This window comes from Tsukamurella sp. II2bb (genome assembly GCF_057815145.1).
The window spans coordinates 231253-248635 of the sequence record NZ_JBYPZI010000003.1 but is presented as its reverse complement, the minus strand read 5'-3'; the positions used below and the strand labels follow the sequence as shown (position 1 = coordinate 248635).

Genomic DNA, 17383 nt, shown 5'->3' with positions numbered 1-17383 from the left:
CCACAGCGTAGTGGGGTGGTTCAAGCGGGTATCTGGAGCACCTGCCACAACACGGCCCGCCCGCCGTGCCGCGCGGTCACCCCCGCCATCCGCGACCGCTCCTGGGAGACGTGCAGTGCGTCGACCTTCTGCACCCGCGCGACCACGACGGTCTCCATCCCCGCCGGGCCGGGCGCCCCGGCACCGTCGAAGGCCACCCGCTCGTAGCGGTCCTGCGCGACGAGCCGCAGCACCTCGCCGACCTCGCCGGGCGGGAGTTCGAGCACGTGCCGCAACACGCTCTGCGCCTCGGGATCGAAGCCCGGGGCGGCATCGAGGACCGACGACGCGGCGGCCGCGTCGTCGTCCGATCCGGCGACGGGAACCAATCCGGGGTGCTCGGGCGTTAACTCCTCGACGGTGCGCGTGGAGAGGCGGCCCAGCAGCCGTCCCAGGCGGGTCCGCTGCTCGGGTCTGCCGTTGAGGTCGTAGGGCAAGGTGCGCCTTATCTGCCGGTGGATAAAAAGTCGCTGACGTGGCACTTCGGGTGTCCGAACGGGAGGCCGGGGGCCTGCCCGTGACATTCGACGCGCCCAATCTTCGACCCGGGTAGGCATTCGATACTACGACCGGTCATACTTGCGAGGTGACTAGCGCCGCACCGACCTCAGCTACAGCCATCACCCAGCGCGTGCACTCACTCAACCGGCCCAACATGGTCAGCGTCGGGACCATCGTCTGGCTGTCGAGCGAGCTCATGTTCTTCGCCGGGCTCTTCGCCATGTACTTCGTGGCGCGAGCCGGCGCGGGGGAGAACGGATGGCCGCCCGCCGACACGAACATCAGCCTGGCCGCGGCCCTGCCGCCGACCATCGTGCTGATCGCCTCGTCGGTCACCTGCCAGCTGGGCGTCTTCGCCGCGGAGAAGGGCGACGTCTTCAAGTTCCGCATCTGGTACGTGATCTCGCTGATCATGGGTGCGGCGTTCATCGCCGGCCAGCTCCACGAGTACTACACGCTGATCGGCGAGGGCATGACCCTCAGCTCGTCGGTGTACGGCTCGGTCTTCTACATGGCCACCGGCTTCCACGGCCTGCACGTGATGGGCGGCCTGGTGGCCTTCGTCTTCATCCTGGCCCGCAGCCGCGCCTCGAAGTTCACGCCCGCCCAGGCGACCTCGGCGATCGTCGTCAGCTACTACTGGCACTTCGTCGACGTGGTGTGGATCGGCCTCTTCGCCGTCATTTACATCATTCGCTAAAGACGTTTATCTCAGTCGCCATCACAGAGGGATAGCAGATGAGTTCAGCCAACTTTGAGCCCGCCGGCGAGGGAGGCGAGCCCAGCGGCGCGGAGCGCACCATCGCTTCGGGCGCGGGGCCCGACCGCGCCACCGCACAGAAGGCCCGCAGGCAGCGCAAGCTCCGCCGCAAGTTCGCGAGCGGCGCGCTGCTGGTCGGCGGCCTGCTCGCCGCGGGCGGTGTCGCCACGATCGCCAGCCCCACTCCCCAGGTCGCCATCGCCGACGACTTCGACGCCGCGCAGGTGGAGTCCGGCAAGCGCCTGTACGAGACCTCGTGCATCAGCTGTCACGGCGCCAGCCTCGAGGGTGTCAAGGACCGCGGCCCGAGCCTCGTCGGTGTCGGCGACGCGGCCGTGTACTTCCAGGTGCACTCGGGCCGCATGCCCGCGACCGTGAACTCGGCGCAGATCGTACGCAAGCCCGCCAAGTTCGACGCCAAGCAGATCGACGCCATGGGCACCTACATCCAGTCGATCGGCGGCGGACCGTCGATCGTGTGGGAGTACAACCCGGACGGCTCGATCAAGCGCAACGAGAACGGCGATCGCGTCATCGCCCAGGACTCGCTGCGGGGCAAGAACCTCGGCGCCGGCGCTGAGCTCTTCCGCCTCAACTGCGCCTCGTGCCACAACTTCACCGGCCGGGGCGGCGCCCTGTCCAGTGGCAAGTTCGCACCTCCGCTGGATCCCGCCAACGAGCAGGAGATCTACGCCGCGATGCTGACCGGCCCGCAGAACATGCCCAAGTTCTCGGACCGCGCACTGTCGCCCGAGGAGAAGAAGAACATCATCGGCTTCATCAAGAACGTCGGCGAGACCCAGTCCCCCGGCGGCTCCGGCATCGGCGGCTTCGGCCCCGCTGCCGAGGGCATGGTGATGTGGGCTACCGGGATGATCGCCGTGGTCGGCGCCGCGATGTGGGTTGGGAGCAGGAATTGACCGCCAAGCCGTTGAACAACGTCCCCTCGGACGACGAACTGGACAACCTCTCGCACGACGAGCTGGTGAAGCTCGGTACCAACCTCGACGGTGTCGAGCTGGTCTACCGTGAGCCGCGCTGGCCCGTCCCGGGCACCCGCGCCGAGAAGCGCGCGGAGCGCACCGTCGCCCTGTGGTTCGCCCTCGCCGGCGTCTTCGGCGCCGCGCTGCTCGGTGTCTTCCTGTTCTGGCCGTGGAAGTACCAGGGCATCGACGACGCCCACTACTGGTGGTACACGCTCTACACCCCGATGCTGGGCATCACCTTCGGCCTGTCGCTGCTCTGCGTCTTCGCGGGCACCGTGCAGTTCACGAAGAAGTTCATCCCGGAGGAGATCGCGGTCCAGCAGCGGCACGACGCCGGCGGCTCGTCCAAGCTGGACAAGAGCACCACGGCGGCCCTGTTCAAGGACGCGCTGGAGACCTCCACCCTCCCCCGCCGCAAGATGATCCTGGCCTCGGCCGGCTTCGGTGTCGGCGTGCTCGGCCTGGGCGCCGCGGCGGGCTTCATCGGCGGTTTCATCAAGAACCCGTGGGCCAAGCGCGACGCATCGCCGCTGTGGCACACCGGTTGGTCGCCGTACTGGAACTCGCTGGAGAACGACTTCTCCCACGAGCTCAACCACGAGACCGTCTTCCTGCGCAGCGACGTGGGCGATCCGTACAAGGTCAAGCTGGTCAAGGCCGAGGACCTCGACGCCGGCGGCATGATGACCGTCTTCCCCTGGCGCGTCTCCGACGGCTTCGGCGAGACCGAGGAATCGCGCCTCAAGCTGCTGCACGGGCTCAAGGGCATCCGTAACCCCGTCATGCTGATCCGCCTCCGCCCGGAGGACGGCGTCCGCGCCATCAAGCGGCAGGGTCAGGAGAGCTTCAACTACGGCGACTACTGGGCCTACACCAAGGTCTGCAGCCACTTCGGCTGCCCCACGTCGCTGTACGAGCAGCAGACCAACCGCATCCTCTGCCCCTGCCACCAGTCGCAGTTCAACGCGCTCGAGTACGGCAAGCCGATCTTCGGCCCCGCGGCCCGTGCGCTCGCGCAGCTGCCGATCTCGGTCAACGAGCAGGGCTACATGGTCGCCAACGGCGACTTCATCGAACAGGTCGGACCGGCCTTCTGGGAGGCGACGCACTGATGACGACACTCGGCGAGCGCGTCGGGCACCAGGCCAACGAGGTGGACTCCCGGTACCACCTCGCGCCCGGTATCCGCCGCCAGATCAACAAGGTCTTCCCCACGCACTGGTCCTTCATGCTGGGCGAGATCGCGCTGTACAGCTTCGTGATCCTGCTGCTGTCCGGCGTGTACCTCACGCTGTTCTTCGACCCGTCCCTGGCCGAGGTCCACTACGAGGGCGCGTACGAGCCCCTCCACGGCGTCGCAATGTCGCGCGCCTACGCCACCACCCTGGACATCTCGTTCGAGGTGCGCGGCGGCCTGTTCGTCCGCCAGATCCACCACTGGGCCGCGCTGATGTTCGCCGCGTCGATCATCATCCACATGGCCCGCATCTTCTTCACGGGTGCCTTCCGCCGCCCGCGCGAGGCCAACTGGGTCATCGGCTGCGCCCTGCTGCTGCTGGCGATGTTCGAGGGCTTCTTCGGCTACTCGATCCCGGACGACCTGCTCTCGGGCACCGGTGTCCGCGCCGCCATGTCGGGCATCGTGGTCGGCCTGCCGGTCATCGGTACCTGGCTGCACTGGCTCATCTTCGGCGGTGACTTCCCCGGCACGCTCCTGATCCCCCGCTTGTACGTCGCGCACATCCTGCTCTTCCCGGGCATCATCCTGGCGCTCATCGCCGGGCACCTCGCGCTCGTCTGGTACCAGAAGCACACGCAGTTCGCGGGCCCCGGCCGCACCGAGGAGAACGTGGTGGGTGTCCGCATCCTCCCCGTCTTCGCGGTCAAGACCGGCGCCTACTTCGCGGCCACCTTCGGCATCCTCGCCCTCATGGCCGGCGTCTTCACGATCAACCCCGTCTGGACGATCGGCCCCTACGATCCGGCGAAGGTCTCCGCAGGTTCGCAGCCCGACATCTACATGATGTGGACCGACGGCCTGGCCCGTCTGTGGCCGGCATGGGAGCTCTACTTCTGGGGTCACACGGTCCCCGGCGCGGCGTTCGTCGCGATGATCGTGGGCCTGATCATCACCCTGATGTTCATCTACCCCTGGGTCGAGAAGAAGCTCACCGGCGACGATGCGCACCACAACATCCTGCAGCGTCCCCGCGACGTCCCGGTGCGGACCGCGATCGGTGCCATGGCGCTGTCGTTCTACATCCTGCTGACGCTGGCCTGCGTGAACGACATCATCGCGCTGAAGTTCCACATCTCGCTGAACGCGACCACGTGGATCTTCCGCATCGGTCTGGTCATCGTGCCGCCGATCGCCTACTGGCTGGCCTACCGGTTCTGCATCGGCCTGCAGCGCGCCGACCGCGCGGTGCTCGAGCACGGCATCGAGACCGGCATCATCGTCCGCCGCCCGAACGGTGAGTTCATCGAGCTCCACCAGCCGCTCGGCCCGGTCGACGACCACGGTCACGCCGTTCCGCTCCCGTACGAGGGCGCTGTGGTGCCGACCAAGGCGAACCAGCTCGGCGCAGCGGGCAAGCCCGGTACCGGCTCGTTCCTGCGTCCGGACTCGCCCGAGGAGCAGCGCGACAACGCCGAGCGCGATCACGCGAACGAGCTCAAGGCGCTCGAGGCCCTCAAGAAGGTCCAGGACAACGGCGGCAAGATCGACGTCGAGTAAGTCCTGACACCAGCCACTGCGGCCCCTCCCCCACTTCGGGGAGGGGCCGCAGTCGTCTCCGGGTCCCGACACGGCTCGGCGGGCCCCTCCCCTACCCCGCGGAGACGATCAGTGCATGCGGCGGCCGTGCTCCATCCACGTCCCGCGAACCTGCGCACACCACGCGCACATCCGCGAACCGGGCACGCCTGTGCGCACGCGGCACAGGCGCACAGCAGCGTCGGGTGCGCAGATGGTCCGCGCAGGAGCCACGCGCACGGCTCCAGAGCGGAAACGACGGTCACCGCCGAGCCGGAGGCGGGCCGCCGGCAGGCGGCCCGACCGATGTCACACCAGGCGGCGACGGAGCAGGTAGCTGCTCTGCCCGACGGGCGCCCCGGGCTCGCCGAGGCAGACCTCGTGCCAGGCGTCGTCGACCGCGGTCAGGCCGCGCTCGCGCAGCTGCACGTCGAAGGCCTTCGACGTGGGCGTCAGGGCGGCGGACCAGCGGCCGTCGACGCGGGTCTGCAGGTACGACGATGCGGGCAGGTCCAGGCAGTGCACGCGGGCGAGGCTCATCCCCTTGCTGACCTCGAGCTGTTCGAGCACGTCCCCCACCTCGGCCTCGTCGATCCAGGCGGGCCGGCGCAGGAGCAGCGTCCAGCGCGCCGTGTCGGTGTCGTGGGGCGCCACGTCGCCGCGGAGGCGTTCGAGCGGCGGGACGCGGAAGTCGCTCCGGACGGAGCCGTCGGTGCCGGGGGTCTCGCGGCGCGCGAGGAACTTGTTGCGCACCTTGACGCCGTAGGCGGCCGCGTAGAGGGCCTCGGCGGCCGCGCGGAAGTCCTCGGAGGTGCGCGGGCTGCCGACGGTGTCCACGGCCAGGTAGGCGCGCTCAGGGGCGGCGACCACGCCGATGTGCCCGACGGTGCCGTACGCCCCCGCCCCGTAGCCCTCGGACTCGTGCTCGGCGAAGTCGAACTTGCGCTTCGGCGCGACGACGGTGCCGCCCCGCCCCCGGATCTCGTCGGCCGTGAGCTTACGGACGGACAGTCCCGGCTTGCCCTGCGTCATGGGTGCATGCAATCACGCCGTAGCGACGGTCCGGTGAACGCAGACGAAAGAGCGACGCCCGCCCCGGTGAACTGAGTCTCCTCAGGCCGGGGCGGGCGTCGCCGACGGGTCTTGCTAGTGCTTCTCGGGTCCCTTGTGGTACTCGAAGACGAGGCCCCAGGCCGCGCCGACCACCAGGAAGCCACCGACGACCCACAGCCAGTACAGCTGCAGGGCGACAGCGATGCCGACGACGGCCACCGACGCCGAGAGCAGGATCGGCCACCACGAGTGCGGGCTGAAGAAGCCCAGCTCACCGGCACCGTCGGAGACCTCGGCGTCCTCGTAGTCCTCGGGGCGGGTGTCGACGCGGTTGGAGACGAACCGGAAGTAGGTGCCGACGATCAGCGTCAGGCCGCCGGTCAGGAACATGCCGGTCACACCGACCCACTCCACGGCGCCGTAGCCGTAGCCCGGGCCCCAGACGGCGGTCACGACGGTGTACAGGATGCCGGCGAGGAAGAAGAACGCGGTGAGGAACTCGAAGAGTTTCGCTTCGACCTTCATGGGGTTACTTCACTCCTTCTGCGTTGACGGGAGCGGTGTTGGTGCCCGAGGCTTCGCGGCCGGTCCGGCGGGTGTCGAACGGGAAGGTGCTCGTCGAGACGCCCACCTCGCCGATGGACTCGAGCGCGGCGGCGTTGTCCTTACCGGCCTGACGCGCCTCGATGTACTTCTTGAAGTTGTCCGGCGTCACGGCGCGGATCTCGAAGTTCATCATCGAGTGGTAGTCGCCGCACATCTCGGCGCAGCGGCCCACGAAGGCGCCGGGCCGGTCGATGCTGGACACCTGGAACTTGTTCTGCGAGTGGTTCTGCACCGGGTTCGGCATCACGTCGCGCTTGAACGCGAACTGCGGAACGTAGAAGGAGTGCACGACGTCGGCCGACGCGAGGTCGAACTGGATCCGGGTGTCGGTGGGCAGCACCAGGACGGGGATCTCGGCCGTCGAGCCCTGCACCTCGACGGTGCTGAACTTCAGGTAGTCGCGGATGTCCTGGAAGCGGCCGTGGTTCGGGCCGCGCTCGGGCTGCACCTCGACGTGGCCGTGCTCCTTCATCTTCGCGGCCTCTTCGTTGAGCTTCGCGAGATCGGGCTGCTTGCCGTACGGGTTCTCCCGCTCGAGCTTGATCTTGGTACCGCCGAGGGTGACCTCGCGGTACGCGAAGCGCCAGTTCCACTGGAAGGCGGTCACGTCGACCGTGACGCCGGGGTTGTCCTCGAGCTTCTCGACCTTGGTCTGCACGATGACCGTGAAGTAGAACAGGATCGCGATGATCAGGAAGGGCACCGCGGTCAGCGTCAGCTCCAGCGGCACGTTGTACGCCGTCTGCCGGGGGAAGTCCTCCGAACCGGCCTTCTTCCGGTGGAACGTGATCGTCCAGAACGTCATGCCCCACACGAGAACGCCGAGAATCAGGGCGGCCACACAGGACCAGCTCCACAGTTCTGTCATGTCGCGGGCCTGAGGAGTCACACCCTCGGGCCAACCGAAACGCATCACCTCGTCGGCCGAGCAGCCCGCCAGAGCGAACATGCCAGCGACGAGCCCGGCGGCCAGAACCAGGCGCTTACGCCAGGACGCGGCCCCACCGTGGGCGTTACTTCCGGGTGCCAATGTCGCGCCTTCCTGCTGAAACACGGTCAGTGCTACGGGGCCCGATCCGGACCGCCTCCCCCGTCCGGGAACTCACGGCCGGGGCTGCACGTTCCCCTTGTACTACGCAGCGTAGACCAACGGGGCGGGGTACACGTTGCGGGGTCGGCAAATGGCGCGGCGTTTCGCATGCCCGCAGCTCGGGCCTGCGCTGTTCCGGCTGGAGGAGCCGTTCCGGCATACTGGTCCACCGTGTGTGGCCTTCTGGGATTCCTGTCCGCCGACCGACACGCGGGCGACGTCGTCGACGCGGTGACCGCTGCCGGCCGCTGCATGCGGCACCGCGGCCCGGACGAGACCGGAGGCTCGTGGCACGACGACGACCTGGCGCTCACCTTCAACCGGCTCTCCTTCATCGACATCGAGCACGCCCACCAGCCGCTGCGCTGGGGCCCGCCGGAGAACCCGGACCGGTACGCGCTGACCTTCAACGGCGAGATCTACAACTACCTGGAGCTGCGACAGCGCCTCGCCGAGGAGTTCGGGGCACGGTTCCGCACCGAGGGCGACGGGGAGGCCATCGTCGCCGGCTTCCACTACTGGGGCGTCGACGGCGTCCTCGACCGCCTGCGCGGCATGTTCGCCTTCGCCCTCTGGGACACCGAGCGCCGCGAGCTCACCCTGGCGCGCGACCCGTTCGGCATCAAGCCCCTCTACGTCGCGACCGGATCGAAGGGCACCGTCTTCTCCAGTGAGAAGAAGTCCGTCCTGGCGCTCGCCGACGATGCCGGGCTGACGCCGGGCCTGGATCCGCGGGCCGTACAGCACTACACGGTGTTGCAGTACGTGCCGGAGCCCGAGTCGATGCACCTGGGCATCCGCCGGCTCGAGTCCGGTTGCTACGCCACCGTGGTGCCGGGCGGGAAGGTCGAGGGCAGGCGCTACTTCGAGCCCCGCTTCCCGGTCAAGCCGCTGACCGGCGGCCTGGAGTCGGCCGAGGCGAAGGCGATCTACCGGGACATCGCGGACGCCCTGCGCGACTCCGTGAAGATGCACATGCGCGCGGACGTCACCGTCGGATCCTTCCTCTCGGGCGGCATCGACTCCACGGCCGTCGCGGCGCTGGCCATCCAGCACAACCCGGACCTGATCACCATCACCACCGGTTTCCAGCGGGAGGGCTACAGCGAGATCGACGTGGCCGCGGAGTCGGCGGAGGCGATCGGCGCGCGGCACGTCGTGAAGACGGTCTCCCCCGAGGAGTTCCGGGACGCGATCCCCGCCATCGTCTGGTACCTCGACGATCCGGTGGCCGACCCGTCGCTTGTGCCCCTCTACTACCTGGCCAAGGAGGCCCGCAAGCACGTCAAGGTCGTGCTCTCGGGCGAGGGCGCCGACGAGCTCTTCGGCGGGTACACCATCTACAAGGAGCCCCTGTCGCTCGCGCCCTTCGACCGCCTGCCCGCGTGGGCCCGCCGCACCGCGGGGAGGATCGGCGACCGGATGCCCGAGGGACAACGCGGCAAGTCGCTGCTGCAGCGCGGCTCCCTGCCGCTGGAGGAGCGGTACTACGGCAACGCGCGCTCCTTCAACGACGCGCAGCTGCGCTCCGTGCTGCCCGGCTTCCGCGAGGAGTGGACGCACACCGACGTCACCGCCCCGATCTACGCCAAGACCCGCGGCTGGGGCCCCGTCGAGCGGATGCAGCACCTGGACCAGTTCACCTGGCTCCGCGGCGACATCCTGGTCAAGGCCGACAAGATGACGATGGCCAACTCCCTCGAGCTGCGCGTGCCCTTCCTCGACAAGGAGGTCTTCCGCGTCGCGGAGACCCTGCCGGCGGACCTCAAGCTGGCCGGCGGCACCTCGAAGTACGCGCTGCGGCGCGCGCTGGAGGAGATCATCCCGCCGCACGTGCTGCACCGGAAGAAGCTCGGCTTCCCGGTGCCGCTGCGGCACTGGCTGGCGGGCCCGGAGCTCTACGACTGGGCCCGGAACGTCATCGAGCAGTCGCAGACCGACGAGTGGATCGACCGTCGCGCGGTGCTCGCCATGCTCGACGAGCACCGGGCGAAGGCCCCCGAGGGCTGGCCGGGTGGCACCGACCATTCCCGGCGGATCTGGACCGTCCTGATCTTCATGATCTGGCATGGCATCTTCGTCGAGGATCGCATCCACCCGCAGATCGACGAGCCGGTCTACCCGGTGCGCCTGTAATCGGTAATACCCACCCGAAAACGGTCGAATCGGTAGGGTCCTCGTGGTGGACTCCGCGATTATCGGTGCAGCGGTAAGACTTTCGGGTTGCAATACCGTCGACGGGTTCTGGCGAGCCCTCTCCGACGGCCGCATCGGCACGGAACCGATCGGGGACCGCGATGCCCTCGCCCACGGCGTCTCCGCCGCCGACCTGGCCGACCCCCGGTACGTTCCCATCGGTACCCGGATCGACGACGCCGGCGCGATCGACCTGCACAGATTCCGGCTGCCCCGCGGGGAGGCGGAGCTGATCGACCCGCAGCAGCGACTGGTCCTCAAGCTCGCCGCCGAAGCCCTTCAGGTATCGGGCGTCGACCCGGCGGAGTCCGTCGTCGGCACGTTCAGTTCGGTCTCCGCGCCCACCTACCTGCTGCGCCGGCTCGCGCCCCGGCTCGGCGGCGCCGCGATCCCCTACCCCGCCCTGCTGGGGAACGACCCCGCGTTCGCGGCCGCTCGGGTCGCACGCAAACTCGGCCTGACGGGGCCGGCCCTGGCCGTGCAGAGCGCGTGCTCCTCCTCCCTGATGGCGGTGCACCAGGCGACGGCCGCGCTCGCGCAGGGCGACATCGACGTCGCGATCGTCGTCGCCGCCTCCCTCTCCGTCCCGGGCGTCTCGGGCTACATCGCCTCGGGCGGGGACGTGCTCTCGCCGTCCGGACGGTGCCGACCCTTCGACGCGCGCGCCGACGGCGTGGTGCCCGGCCAGGGCGGTGCCGCGGTGGTCCTCACGCGCCTGCACCGGGCGGTGGAGCAGGGGGCGGACGTGCTCGCCGTGATCGCGGGCACCGCCGCCAACAACGACGGTGCCGCCGCCGGCTCGTTCACGCACCCCCACCCGGGGAGTCAGGCGGCGGTGCAGGAGGCCGCGATCGCGCGGTCCGGCATCGCAGCGGAGCGGATCCGCTACGTGGAGACGCACGGCACCGGCACCGCCCTCGGCGATCCGATCGAGATCCGCGGCCTGGACCGGGCCCACGGCGCCGGTCCCCACTGCCTCCTGGGGTCCCTCAAAGCGAACTTCGGGCACCTCGACGTGGCGGCCGGGGTGGCGGGGCTGCTCAAGGCCGCACTGGCCCTGAGGCACGGGACCGTGCCGCCGCAGCCGGATTTCGGCGCCGCCCACCCGGCGCTCGGGCTCGAGGACACACGGTTCGGGATCGCCGGCGCCGCGTCGGCCCTGCCCGAGGGTGCGGCGGTCGCCGTCAACTCGTTCGGGATGGGCGGCGGCAACGTCTCCGCGGTCCTGGTGCCCGCTCCTCCGCGCCCCGCGCCGACGGAGGCCGGCGGCACCGTCGTGCTCCGGGCGCCGTCGGAGGCGACGCTCCGCGCGTACCGGTCGCGCCTGGCCGAGGCGCTGCGGGGGCGGAGCGACATCGGCGTCGCCGATGTCGCGCTCACGCTGCACCGGCGGGCGGAATCCGGGAACCACACCGTCGCCGTGCACGCGGAGACCCTCCCCGACCTCGTGCGCGCGCTCGAGGCACCGTCGGACCCGGAACCGGCACCGCCGGGCCCCGCCCCGGCCGGGGGCCGGTTCGCGCTGCTCCCGCCCACGCCGTTCGACGAGACCCACGTCGACCTGCCGCCGGACTCGGGGGCGACGAGCGGCCCGGCGATGACCGCGCGCGCCGAACCGGCCGACGGCGCGGTCCGCGAGGCGGTCCGGGCCGCTTTCGTCTCCGCGCTCGGCATCGAGGACGACGGGGACGTCGCGGACGACGAGGACCTGCGCGCGGCCGACTTCATGGATGCGGGCGGCGAATCGGTGATGCTCGTGGAACTGGTCGCCGGGCTCGAGACCCGGTTCGACTGCCGGATCGACTTCGACGCGCTCGACGCGGCCACGACCGTCGGCCGGATGATCGACGTCCTGGTCGGGCAGATCGAGGGAACCGGCACCGCCGAACCCGTGACGCTCGTGCGGTACGGGGACTGGAGCAGGCCCGGTCCGCGCTGGCTGCTGCATCCGCCGGCCGGCGGGACCACGCTCGGGTACCGGCAGCTCGCGCGCGACCTCGGCGACGCCCCGATCGGCGTCTTCACCGTGCCGGCCCGGGATCGGTCGATACCCGAGATCGCGGCCGACGCTCTCGCCGCGATCCCGGCCGACGTCCGCGGGCCGCTCTGGCTGGGCGGCTACTCCTTCGGCGGCACCGTCGCCGTCGAGATGGCGCTGCAGGCCGAGCGGGACGGGACGGAGGTGGCGCACGTCCTGCTGCTGGACGCGTTGTCGCCGGACTCGTACCGGACTCCCGTCGAGGCGGTGGACGACGATGCCCACCGGGACGCCGCCGTCCGGGTGGCCCAGCGGTTCACCGACCTGGACGCGAGCCACCTGCGGGACTTCACGGAGCGCTGGCGCCGGCACCACCGGGCGCTCGTCGGCTATCGCCCGGCGGGCCGGATCACGGCGCCGGTCACGGTCTTCCGCGCGGCGGAGGCCGATTCCTCGGGCGTCCTGCCGGCGCTCGGGGTGCGTCCCGCGCACGACTGGGCCCCGTACGTCGACGGCCCCGTCACCGTCGTCGACGTCGCGGGCGATCACTATTCGATGCTCGCGGACGACGGGCACCGGGCGGCCCTGCTCCGCCGGTGGCGGACCGCGCTGCCGCCGGACCGGCCGGATGCGGTGCTCCCGCCGTCGCCGGCGCAGGCCCGCATCGCCGCGGCGCAGTTCGCGCGCCCGGCGGACCCGGCGGCGAACATCGGCGCCGTGCTGGAGTTCACCGGGATCGACCCGCACCGGCTGGCGACGGCGATCGCCGCGGTCGCGGCCGCGACCGGCACGGTCACCGACACCGTGGCGTGGACCGCGGGCGCCCTGGTCCGCGTGCCGCACCCCGACGCACGCCCCGACGTCCCGGTCGTGACCTACCCGGACCGGGCGGCGGTGCTGGCGACCGCGGAGCGGGTGTACGACTCGGTCTTCGCCCCCGACACGTGGCCGCAGTTCCACCTCGAGGTGGCCGTGTGCGGGGAGCGGACGTTCGCGGTGCTCGTCACCTCGCACCTGGTCACCGACGTCTTCGGCTGGTACCTGACGGTGCTCGACATCGCCGCCGCCTACCGCGACGGCGCGGCCTGGGAGCCGCAGCACGACGTGGCGCCGCACGAGATCGCGCCGGGCGAGGTGGACGAGCCGGCGGCGATCGCGCACTTCGCCGCGCTGCTCCCGACCGCCTCGCCCGCCCCGGCATGGGCGCACCGCGCCGGGGCGGCGCCACTGTCCGGCACCGACTCGACCACCACGGTCGACGGTGCCGGCGCCGTCGCCGCGAGCCGGACGCTCGGCGTCCGTCCGTTCTCGTTCCTCCTGGCGGCGCACGCCGTCACGGCGGGGTGCCTCGGCGCCGGCCCCGTGGTCACGGTGTCGGTGCCGTTCGCGAACCGCCGGTCCGGCGCCGACGCGGCGAACCACCGCGGGGTGCTGGTGAACTCGCTGCCGGTGGTCGTGGACGTGTCCGGACCGGGCCGGTCGTTCGCCGACGTGGCCCGGGAGGTGGACCGTCAGGTGGGCCTGCTCATCGGCATCGAGTCCTTCGACCTGGTGCGCCACGCCGATCGGATCCCGGGGGTCGCAGCGGCCGTCGACGCGGCGACCTCCTTCACCGTCTACCCGCGCCCGCTGGCTCCGACGATCGGCGGCGCCGCGGCGACCACGCACGTCCTGCGCCGCAGGCACGTGCAGTTCCCGCTGTCCGTGGTGGTCGAGCGCTCCGGGACCGAGCTGACTCTGCGGGTCGAGCAGTGCGAGGCGTTGCGCGGCACGGACATCGGCGCGATCTACGCTTCGGTGCTCCGGTCGGCGGCCGAGGCGCCCGATACCCCGCTGGCGTCGATCCCGTGGTCGCACCCGGCGGTTCCCGGGCCGCCCGCCTCGGACCGCCCGCCCGTGACCGTCCCGCGCCCCGGAACCCTGCTGGACCGATTCCGGGCCGCCGTGCGCCGCCAACCCCACGCGGTCGCCGTCTCCACGGAGACCGCCAGCGTCGACTACGCGGAGCTGGATCGGCGCGCCCGGGCGGCCGCGAGGGCGATCACGGCCCGCGTCGACGGGCCGTTCGTCGGGGTCGCGATGGCACCGTCGGAGGACCTCGTCGTCGCGCTGCTCGCCGTCCTGTACGCGGGGCGGGCCTACGTCCCGATCGACGTCGAGGCGCCGCCGGACCGGGTGGACGCGATGATCGCGGACCTCGGCGGACTGGACGTGATCACCGACGGTGCCGCCCCCTGGCCGGACCGGGGCGGGTTGCAGTGCCACCCGCTGGCGGACCTGACGGGCGAGGGCGCTCCGGCGCCCGGCCCGGCTCCGTCCGATCCGGCGTACGTCATCTTCACCTCGGGCTCCACCGGCCGGCCGAAGGCGGTGCCGATCACGCACGGCGCGGTCGCGGGCCTGCTCGACGCCACCGAGGGCGTTCGCCTTCCCGGTGGCCGATGGACACTCTTCCACTCGCCCGCTTTCGATTTCAGCATCTGGGAGATCTTCGGGGCCCTGACGAGCGGAGGAACGGTCCTGGTCCCGCCGCGGCGCCTCCGCCGCGATCCCGCCGGCTACCTCGCGTGGCTGCGGGCGGTACGCGCCGACGTGCTCTGCCTGACGCCCAGCGCGCTGGAGATGCTGACCGCGGCGGCGGCCGAGGAGACCTGGCGCGCGCTCGCGCCCGGCACGGTCTTCCTCGGCGGCGAGCGGCTGCGACCCGCCGCGGTCCGCCCGCTCCTGCGCGCCCGCACCGGGACGAGGGTGTACAACCTGTACGGGCCCACCGAGGCGACGATCCTGACGACGATGGCCGAGATCGACCTCGCGACAGCGGAATCGGACGCCGGGTCCGTGATCGGCCGGCCGCTGCCGCACACCGGCGCCGCGGTCGTCGACGCCGAGGGCCGCCCGCTGCCACCGGGCGTGACCGGGGAGCTCCTGGTCTACGGGCCGCACGTGAGCGCCGGCTACCTCGGTCACGCCGCCGCGCAGCGGAAGTCCTTCCCGCGGATCGTGCGCGACGGACACGCCCACGCCGGGTACCGCACGGGCGACCTGGTCCACCAACGGCGGGACGGCACCCTCGTGTACGCCGGCCGTGCGGACGATCAGGTGCAGGTCCGCGGCCACCGGGTGGAGCCGGGCGAGATCGAGGCCGTGCTGGCGGCGGATCCGGACGTCGCGGCGGCCGCCGTCGTGGCCGTGGGCGAGGAACTCGACCGTCGCCTCGTCGCCTTCGTCGTCCCCGCGCACGAGGCGCACGACGTCGAGGTGATCGGCACGCGCGTGCGCTCGCGCCTCCCCGAGCACCTGCGTCCCAGCCGGGTGGTGGCGATCGATGCGATTCCGGCCGGTCCGAGCGGGAAGGCGGACCGGAACGCTCTCGCCCGGCGCGCGGAGCGGGCCGGGACGACGCGCGCGGCCGGCGCCGACCGGGAGATGATCGCGCGGGCGGTCGACGGCTTCTGGGGCGGGGCGCTGGGAGCGAGCATCGGGCCGGACGATTCGTTCTTCGAAGCGGGCGGAACCTCGATCCAGGTCGTGGCGCTGGCGGAGGAGCTGCGGGCGATACCGGGCCTGGACGCGGTGAGTGCCACCGACGTCTTCGCGCATCCCACTCGTGCCCGCCTCGTCGAGCACCTCTGCTCCGGCTGGGCCTCGTGATCGAGCCGGATCATCAGGTCCGGCCGGAGCGGCGCGCTCAGCGCAGCAGGGCGATCCACATCGCGGCGTAGTGGCAGAGCGCGGCGATCACGGTCGCGGCGTGAAAGAACTCGTGGTGCCCGAAGACGCCGGGCCACGGGTTCGGCCAGCGCGTGGCGTAGAGGATCGCTCCCCCGCTGTACAGGACGCCGCCGATCGCGAGCAGGATCGCGACGGTCCAGCCCGCGCCGCGCACGAGGTCGCCCGCGACCGCCACGACCACCCAGCCGAGGGCGATGTACAGCGGCACGCCCACCCAGCGCGGCGCGTGCGGCCACAGCAGCTTCAGCGCGACCCCGGCGACGGCGCCGCCCCAGACCACCGCGAGTACCCAGTGCGCGACGCCGGAGGGCAGCGCCAGCACCGCGATCGGCGTGTAGCTGCCCGCGATGAAGACGAAGATCATGCAGTGGTCGGCGCGCTTCATCCAGATCCGCTGCGCCTCGGTCCAGCGGCCGCGGTGGTACGCGGCGCTGACCCCGAACACCCCGAAGACGGTGATCGCGTACACCAGCAGCGCGAACCCGGCGCTCGCGGACTGCAGGAACCCCGCCACCACGAGCGGGATGCCCAGGAGGACGGCGCCGAGCGCCCCGAACTGGTGGATCACGCCTCGCAGCCGCGGCTTCACGTCAGGGATTCCCACGGTCGTCATGCAACCTACGATACCGTAGGTTACTCATGGGTAATGCAGAATGTGAGCTACAGCGCTCCGAGGATCTCAGCGGCGACCGCGGCACCGTACGCCTCGCCGAGCCGCTCGCGCGCGTCGTCGGCGTCGTAGTCCCACGCCTGCGGCCCGACGGTCTCGAGCACCTTGACCGCCACATAGGAGCCGAGCTGGCCGGACCGCTCGTACGACAGGCCCGCGTCGAGGCCCACGAGGAAGCCGGCCCGGAAGGCGTCGCCGACGCCGGTCGGGTCGACGCGACCCCGGTCGGGCACCACGTCCACGTGGATCCGCTGCTCCACCTCACCGTCGGCACCGTTCACGACGATCTCGGCGCCCTTCTCGGCGAGCGTGGTCACCCGGACCTCGACCATCGCCGTGAGCCGCTCGGCGCTCACGCCGGTCTTCTGCTGCAGCAGGCCCCACTCGTACTCGTTCGTGAACAGGAACTTCGCGCCCTCCACCAGCTCCCGCGCCTGCTCGCCGTCGAGTCGCGCGAGCTGCTGCGAGGGATCGGCCGCGAACGGGATGCCCGCCTCCCGGCACTGCGCGGTGTGCCGCGTCATCGCCGCGGGATCGTTCGCGCCCACGACCACCAGGTCCAGCTCCCCGACGGTGCCGACGACGTCGGCGATCGCGATCTCCCGCGACTCGGCCATCGCACCGGAGTAGAAGGACGCGATCTGCGCCATCTCGGAGTCGGTCGTGCACTGGAAGCGGGCGGTGTGCGCGGTCTCGGAGACCCGCACCGCGCGGGTGTCGACACCCGCCTCCTCGAGCCAGCCGCGGTACCCCTCGTCGAAATCGGCCCCGACCGCGCCGATGAGCACGGGCCGGCCCCCCAGTCGCGCCATGCCGAAGCTGATGTTCGCACCCACGCCGCCGCGCTGCAGGACGAGCTCCTCCACCAGGAAGCTCAACGAGACGTGGGAGAGGTGTTCGGCGAGCAGCTGCTCGGAGAACTTCCCCTCGAAACGCATCAGATGATCGGTGGCGATGGAACCGGAAACGGCGATCGACACGACGAAACCCTCCCGTGGTCGGCGACGGACGAATCCA

The 17383-nt window shown here is 71.1% G+C and carries 12 protein-coding genes; 6 read left to right on the top strand and 6 right to left on the bottom strand.

The genetic code is table 11. From position 1 onward, the window contains the following. Positions 1 to 20: 20 nt before the first annotated feature. On the bottom strand, positions 21 to 476 hold the full coding sequence (locus AC21LY_RS09680; protein ID WP_489046247.1) for a hypothetical protein: 456 nt from the start codon (positions 474 to 476) through the stop codon (positions 21 to 23). A gap of 149 nt (positions 477 to 625) precedes the next feature. Between AC21LY_RS09680 and ctaE the strand changes: the two genes are divergently transcribed. The 4 genes from ctaE to qcrB are packed head-to-tail and all read left to right on the top strand — an operon-like array spanning position 626 to position 5023. Then, the gene (gene ctaE / locus AC21LY_RS09675; RefSeq protein WP_489046246.1) at positions 626 to 1240 is read left to right on the top strand and encodes an aa3-type cytochrome oxidase subunit III; all 615 of its coding nucleotides are present in this window, start codon (positions 626 to 628) and stop codon (positions 1238 to 1240) included. 38 nt (positions 1241 to 1278) lie between these two features. Continuing rightward, complete coding sequence (qcrC, locus tag AC21LY_RS09670; RefSeq protein ID WP_489046245.1) at positions 1279 to 2220, top strand: cytochrome bc1 complex diheme cytochrome c subunit; 942 nt, start codon at positions 1279 to 1281, stop codon at positions 2218 to 2220. Further along, positions 2217 to 3398: a cytochrome bc1 complex Rieske iron-sulfur subunit gene (gene qcrA / locus AC21LY_RS09665; protein WP_489046244.1), complete on the top strand. Its 1182-nt coding sequence runs from the start codon at positions 2217 to 2219 to the stop codon at positions 3396 to 3398. The genes qcrC and qcrA overlap by 4 nt, the downstream gene beginning before the upstream one ends. Continuing rightward, the gene (gene qcrB, locus AC21LY_RS09660) at positions 3398 to 5023 is read left to right on the top strand and encodes a cytochrome bc1 complex cytochrome b subunit (protein ID WP_489046243.1); all 1626 of its coding nucleotides are present in this window, start codon (positions 3398 to 3400) and stop codon (positions 5021 to 5023) included. Before qcrA ends, qcrB begins: the two co-directional genes overlap by 1 nt. Before the next feature lie 327 nt (positions 5024 to 5350). On the opposite strand, the gene AC21LY_RS09655 is transcribed toward qcrB, so the two are convergent. The 3 genes from AC21LY_RS09655 to ctaC all read right to left on the bottom strand — a co-directional run bounded on the left by AC21LY_RS09655 (position 5351) and on the right by ctaC (position 7730). Beyond that, positions 5351 to 6073 (bottom strand): hypothetical protein, encoded by a 723-nt coding sequence (locus tag AC21LY_RS09655; protein WP_489046242.1) that lies wholly within the window; start codon positions 6071 to 6073, stop codon positions 5351 to 5353. A 114-nt stretch (positions 6074 to 6187) separates the two neighbouring features. After that, positions 6188 to 6619 carry a cytochrome c oxidase subunit 4 gene (locus tag AC21LY_RS09650; protein ID WP_489046241.1) on the bottom strand — a complete coding sequence of 144 codons (432 nt, stop codon included), beginning with the start codon at positions 6617 to 6619 and terminating at the stop codon, positions 6188 to 6190. A 4-nt stretch (positions 6620 to 6623) separates the two neighbouring features. Next, positions 6624 to 7730: an aa3-type cytochrome oxidase subunit II gene (ctaC, locus tag AC21LY_RS09645; RefSeq protein WP_489046240.1), complete on the bottom strand. Its 1107-nt coding sequence runs from the start codon at positions 7728 to 7730 to the stop codon at positions 6624 to 6626. 231 nt (positions 7731 to 7961) lie between these two features. Between ctaC and asnB the strand changes: the two genes are divergently transcribed. Both asnB and AC21LY_RS09635 read left to right on the top strand, forming a co-directional pair. After that, positions 7962 to 9926 carry an asparagine synthase (glutamine-hydrolyzing) gene (gene asnB / locus AC21LY_RS09640; RefSeq protein WP_489046238.1) on the top strand — a complete coding sequence of 655 codons (1965 nt, stop codon included), beginning with the start codon at positions 7962 to 7964 and terminating at the stop codon, positions 9924 to 9926. 46 nt (positions 9927 to 9972) lie between these two features. Then, positions 9973 to 15615 carry an amino acid adenylation domain-containing protein gene (locus AC21LY_RS09635; RefSeq protein ID WP_489046237.1) on the top strand — a complete coding sequence of 1881 codons (5643 nt, stop codon included), beginning with the start codon at positions 9973 to 9975 and terminating at the stop codon, positions 15613 to 15615. A gap of 37 nt (positions 15616 to 15652) precedes the next feature. On the opposite strand, the gene trhA is transcribed toward AC21LY_RS09635, so the two are convergent. Continuing rightward, positions 15653 to 16309, bottom strand: coding sequence for a PAQR family membrane homeostasis protein TrhA (gene trhA, locus AC21LY_RS09630; protein ID WP_489046236.1), 657 nt, complete (start codon positions 16307 to 16309; stop codon positions 15653 to 15655). Between the two features lie 47 nt (positions 16310 to 16356). After that, positions 16357 to 17346 carry a carbohydrate kinase family protein gene (locus AC21LY_RS09625; protein ID WP_489046235.1) on the bottom strand — a complete coding sequence of 330 codons (990 nt, stop codon included), beginning with the start codon at positions 17344 to 17346 and terminating at the stop codon, positions 16357 to 16359. Positions 17347 to 17383 lie beyond the last annotated feature (37 nt).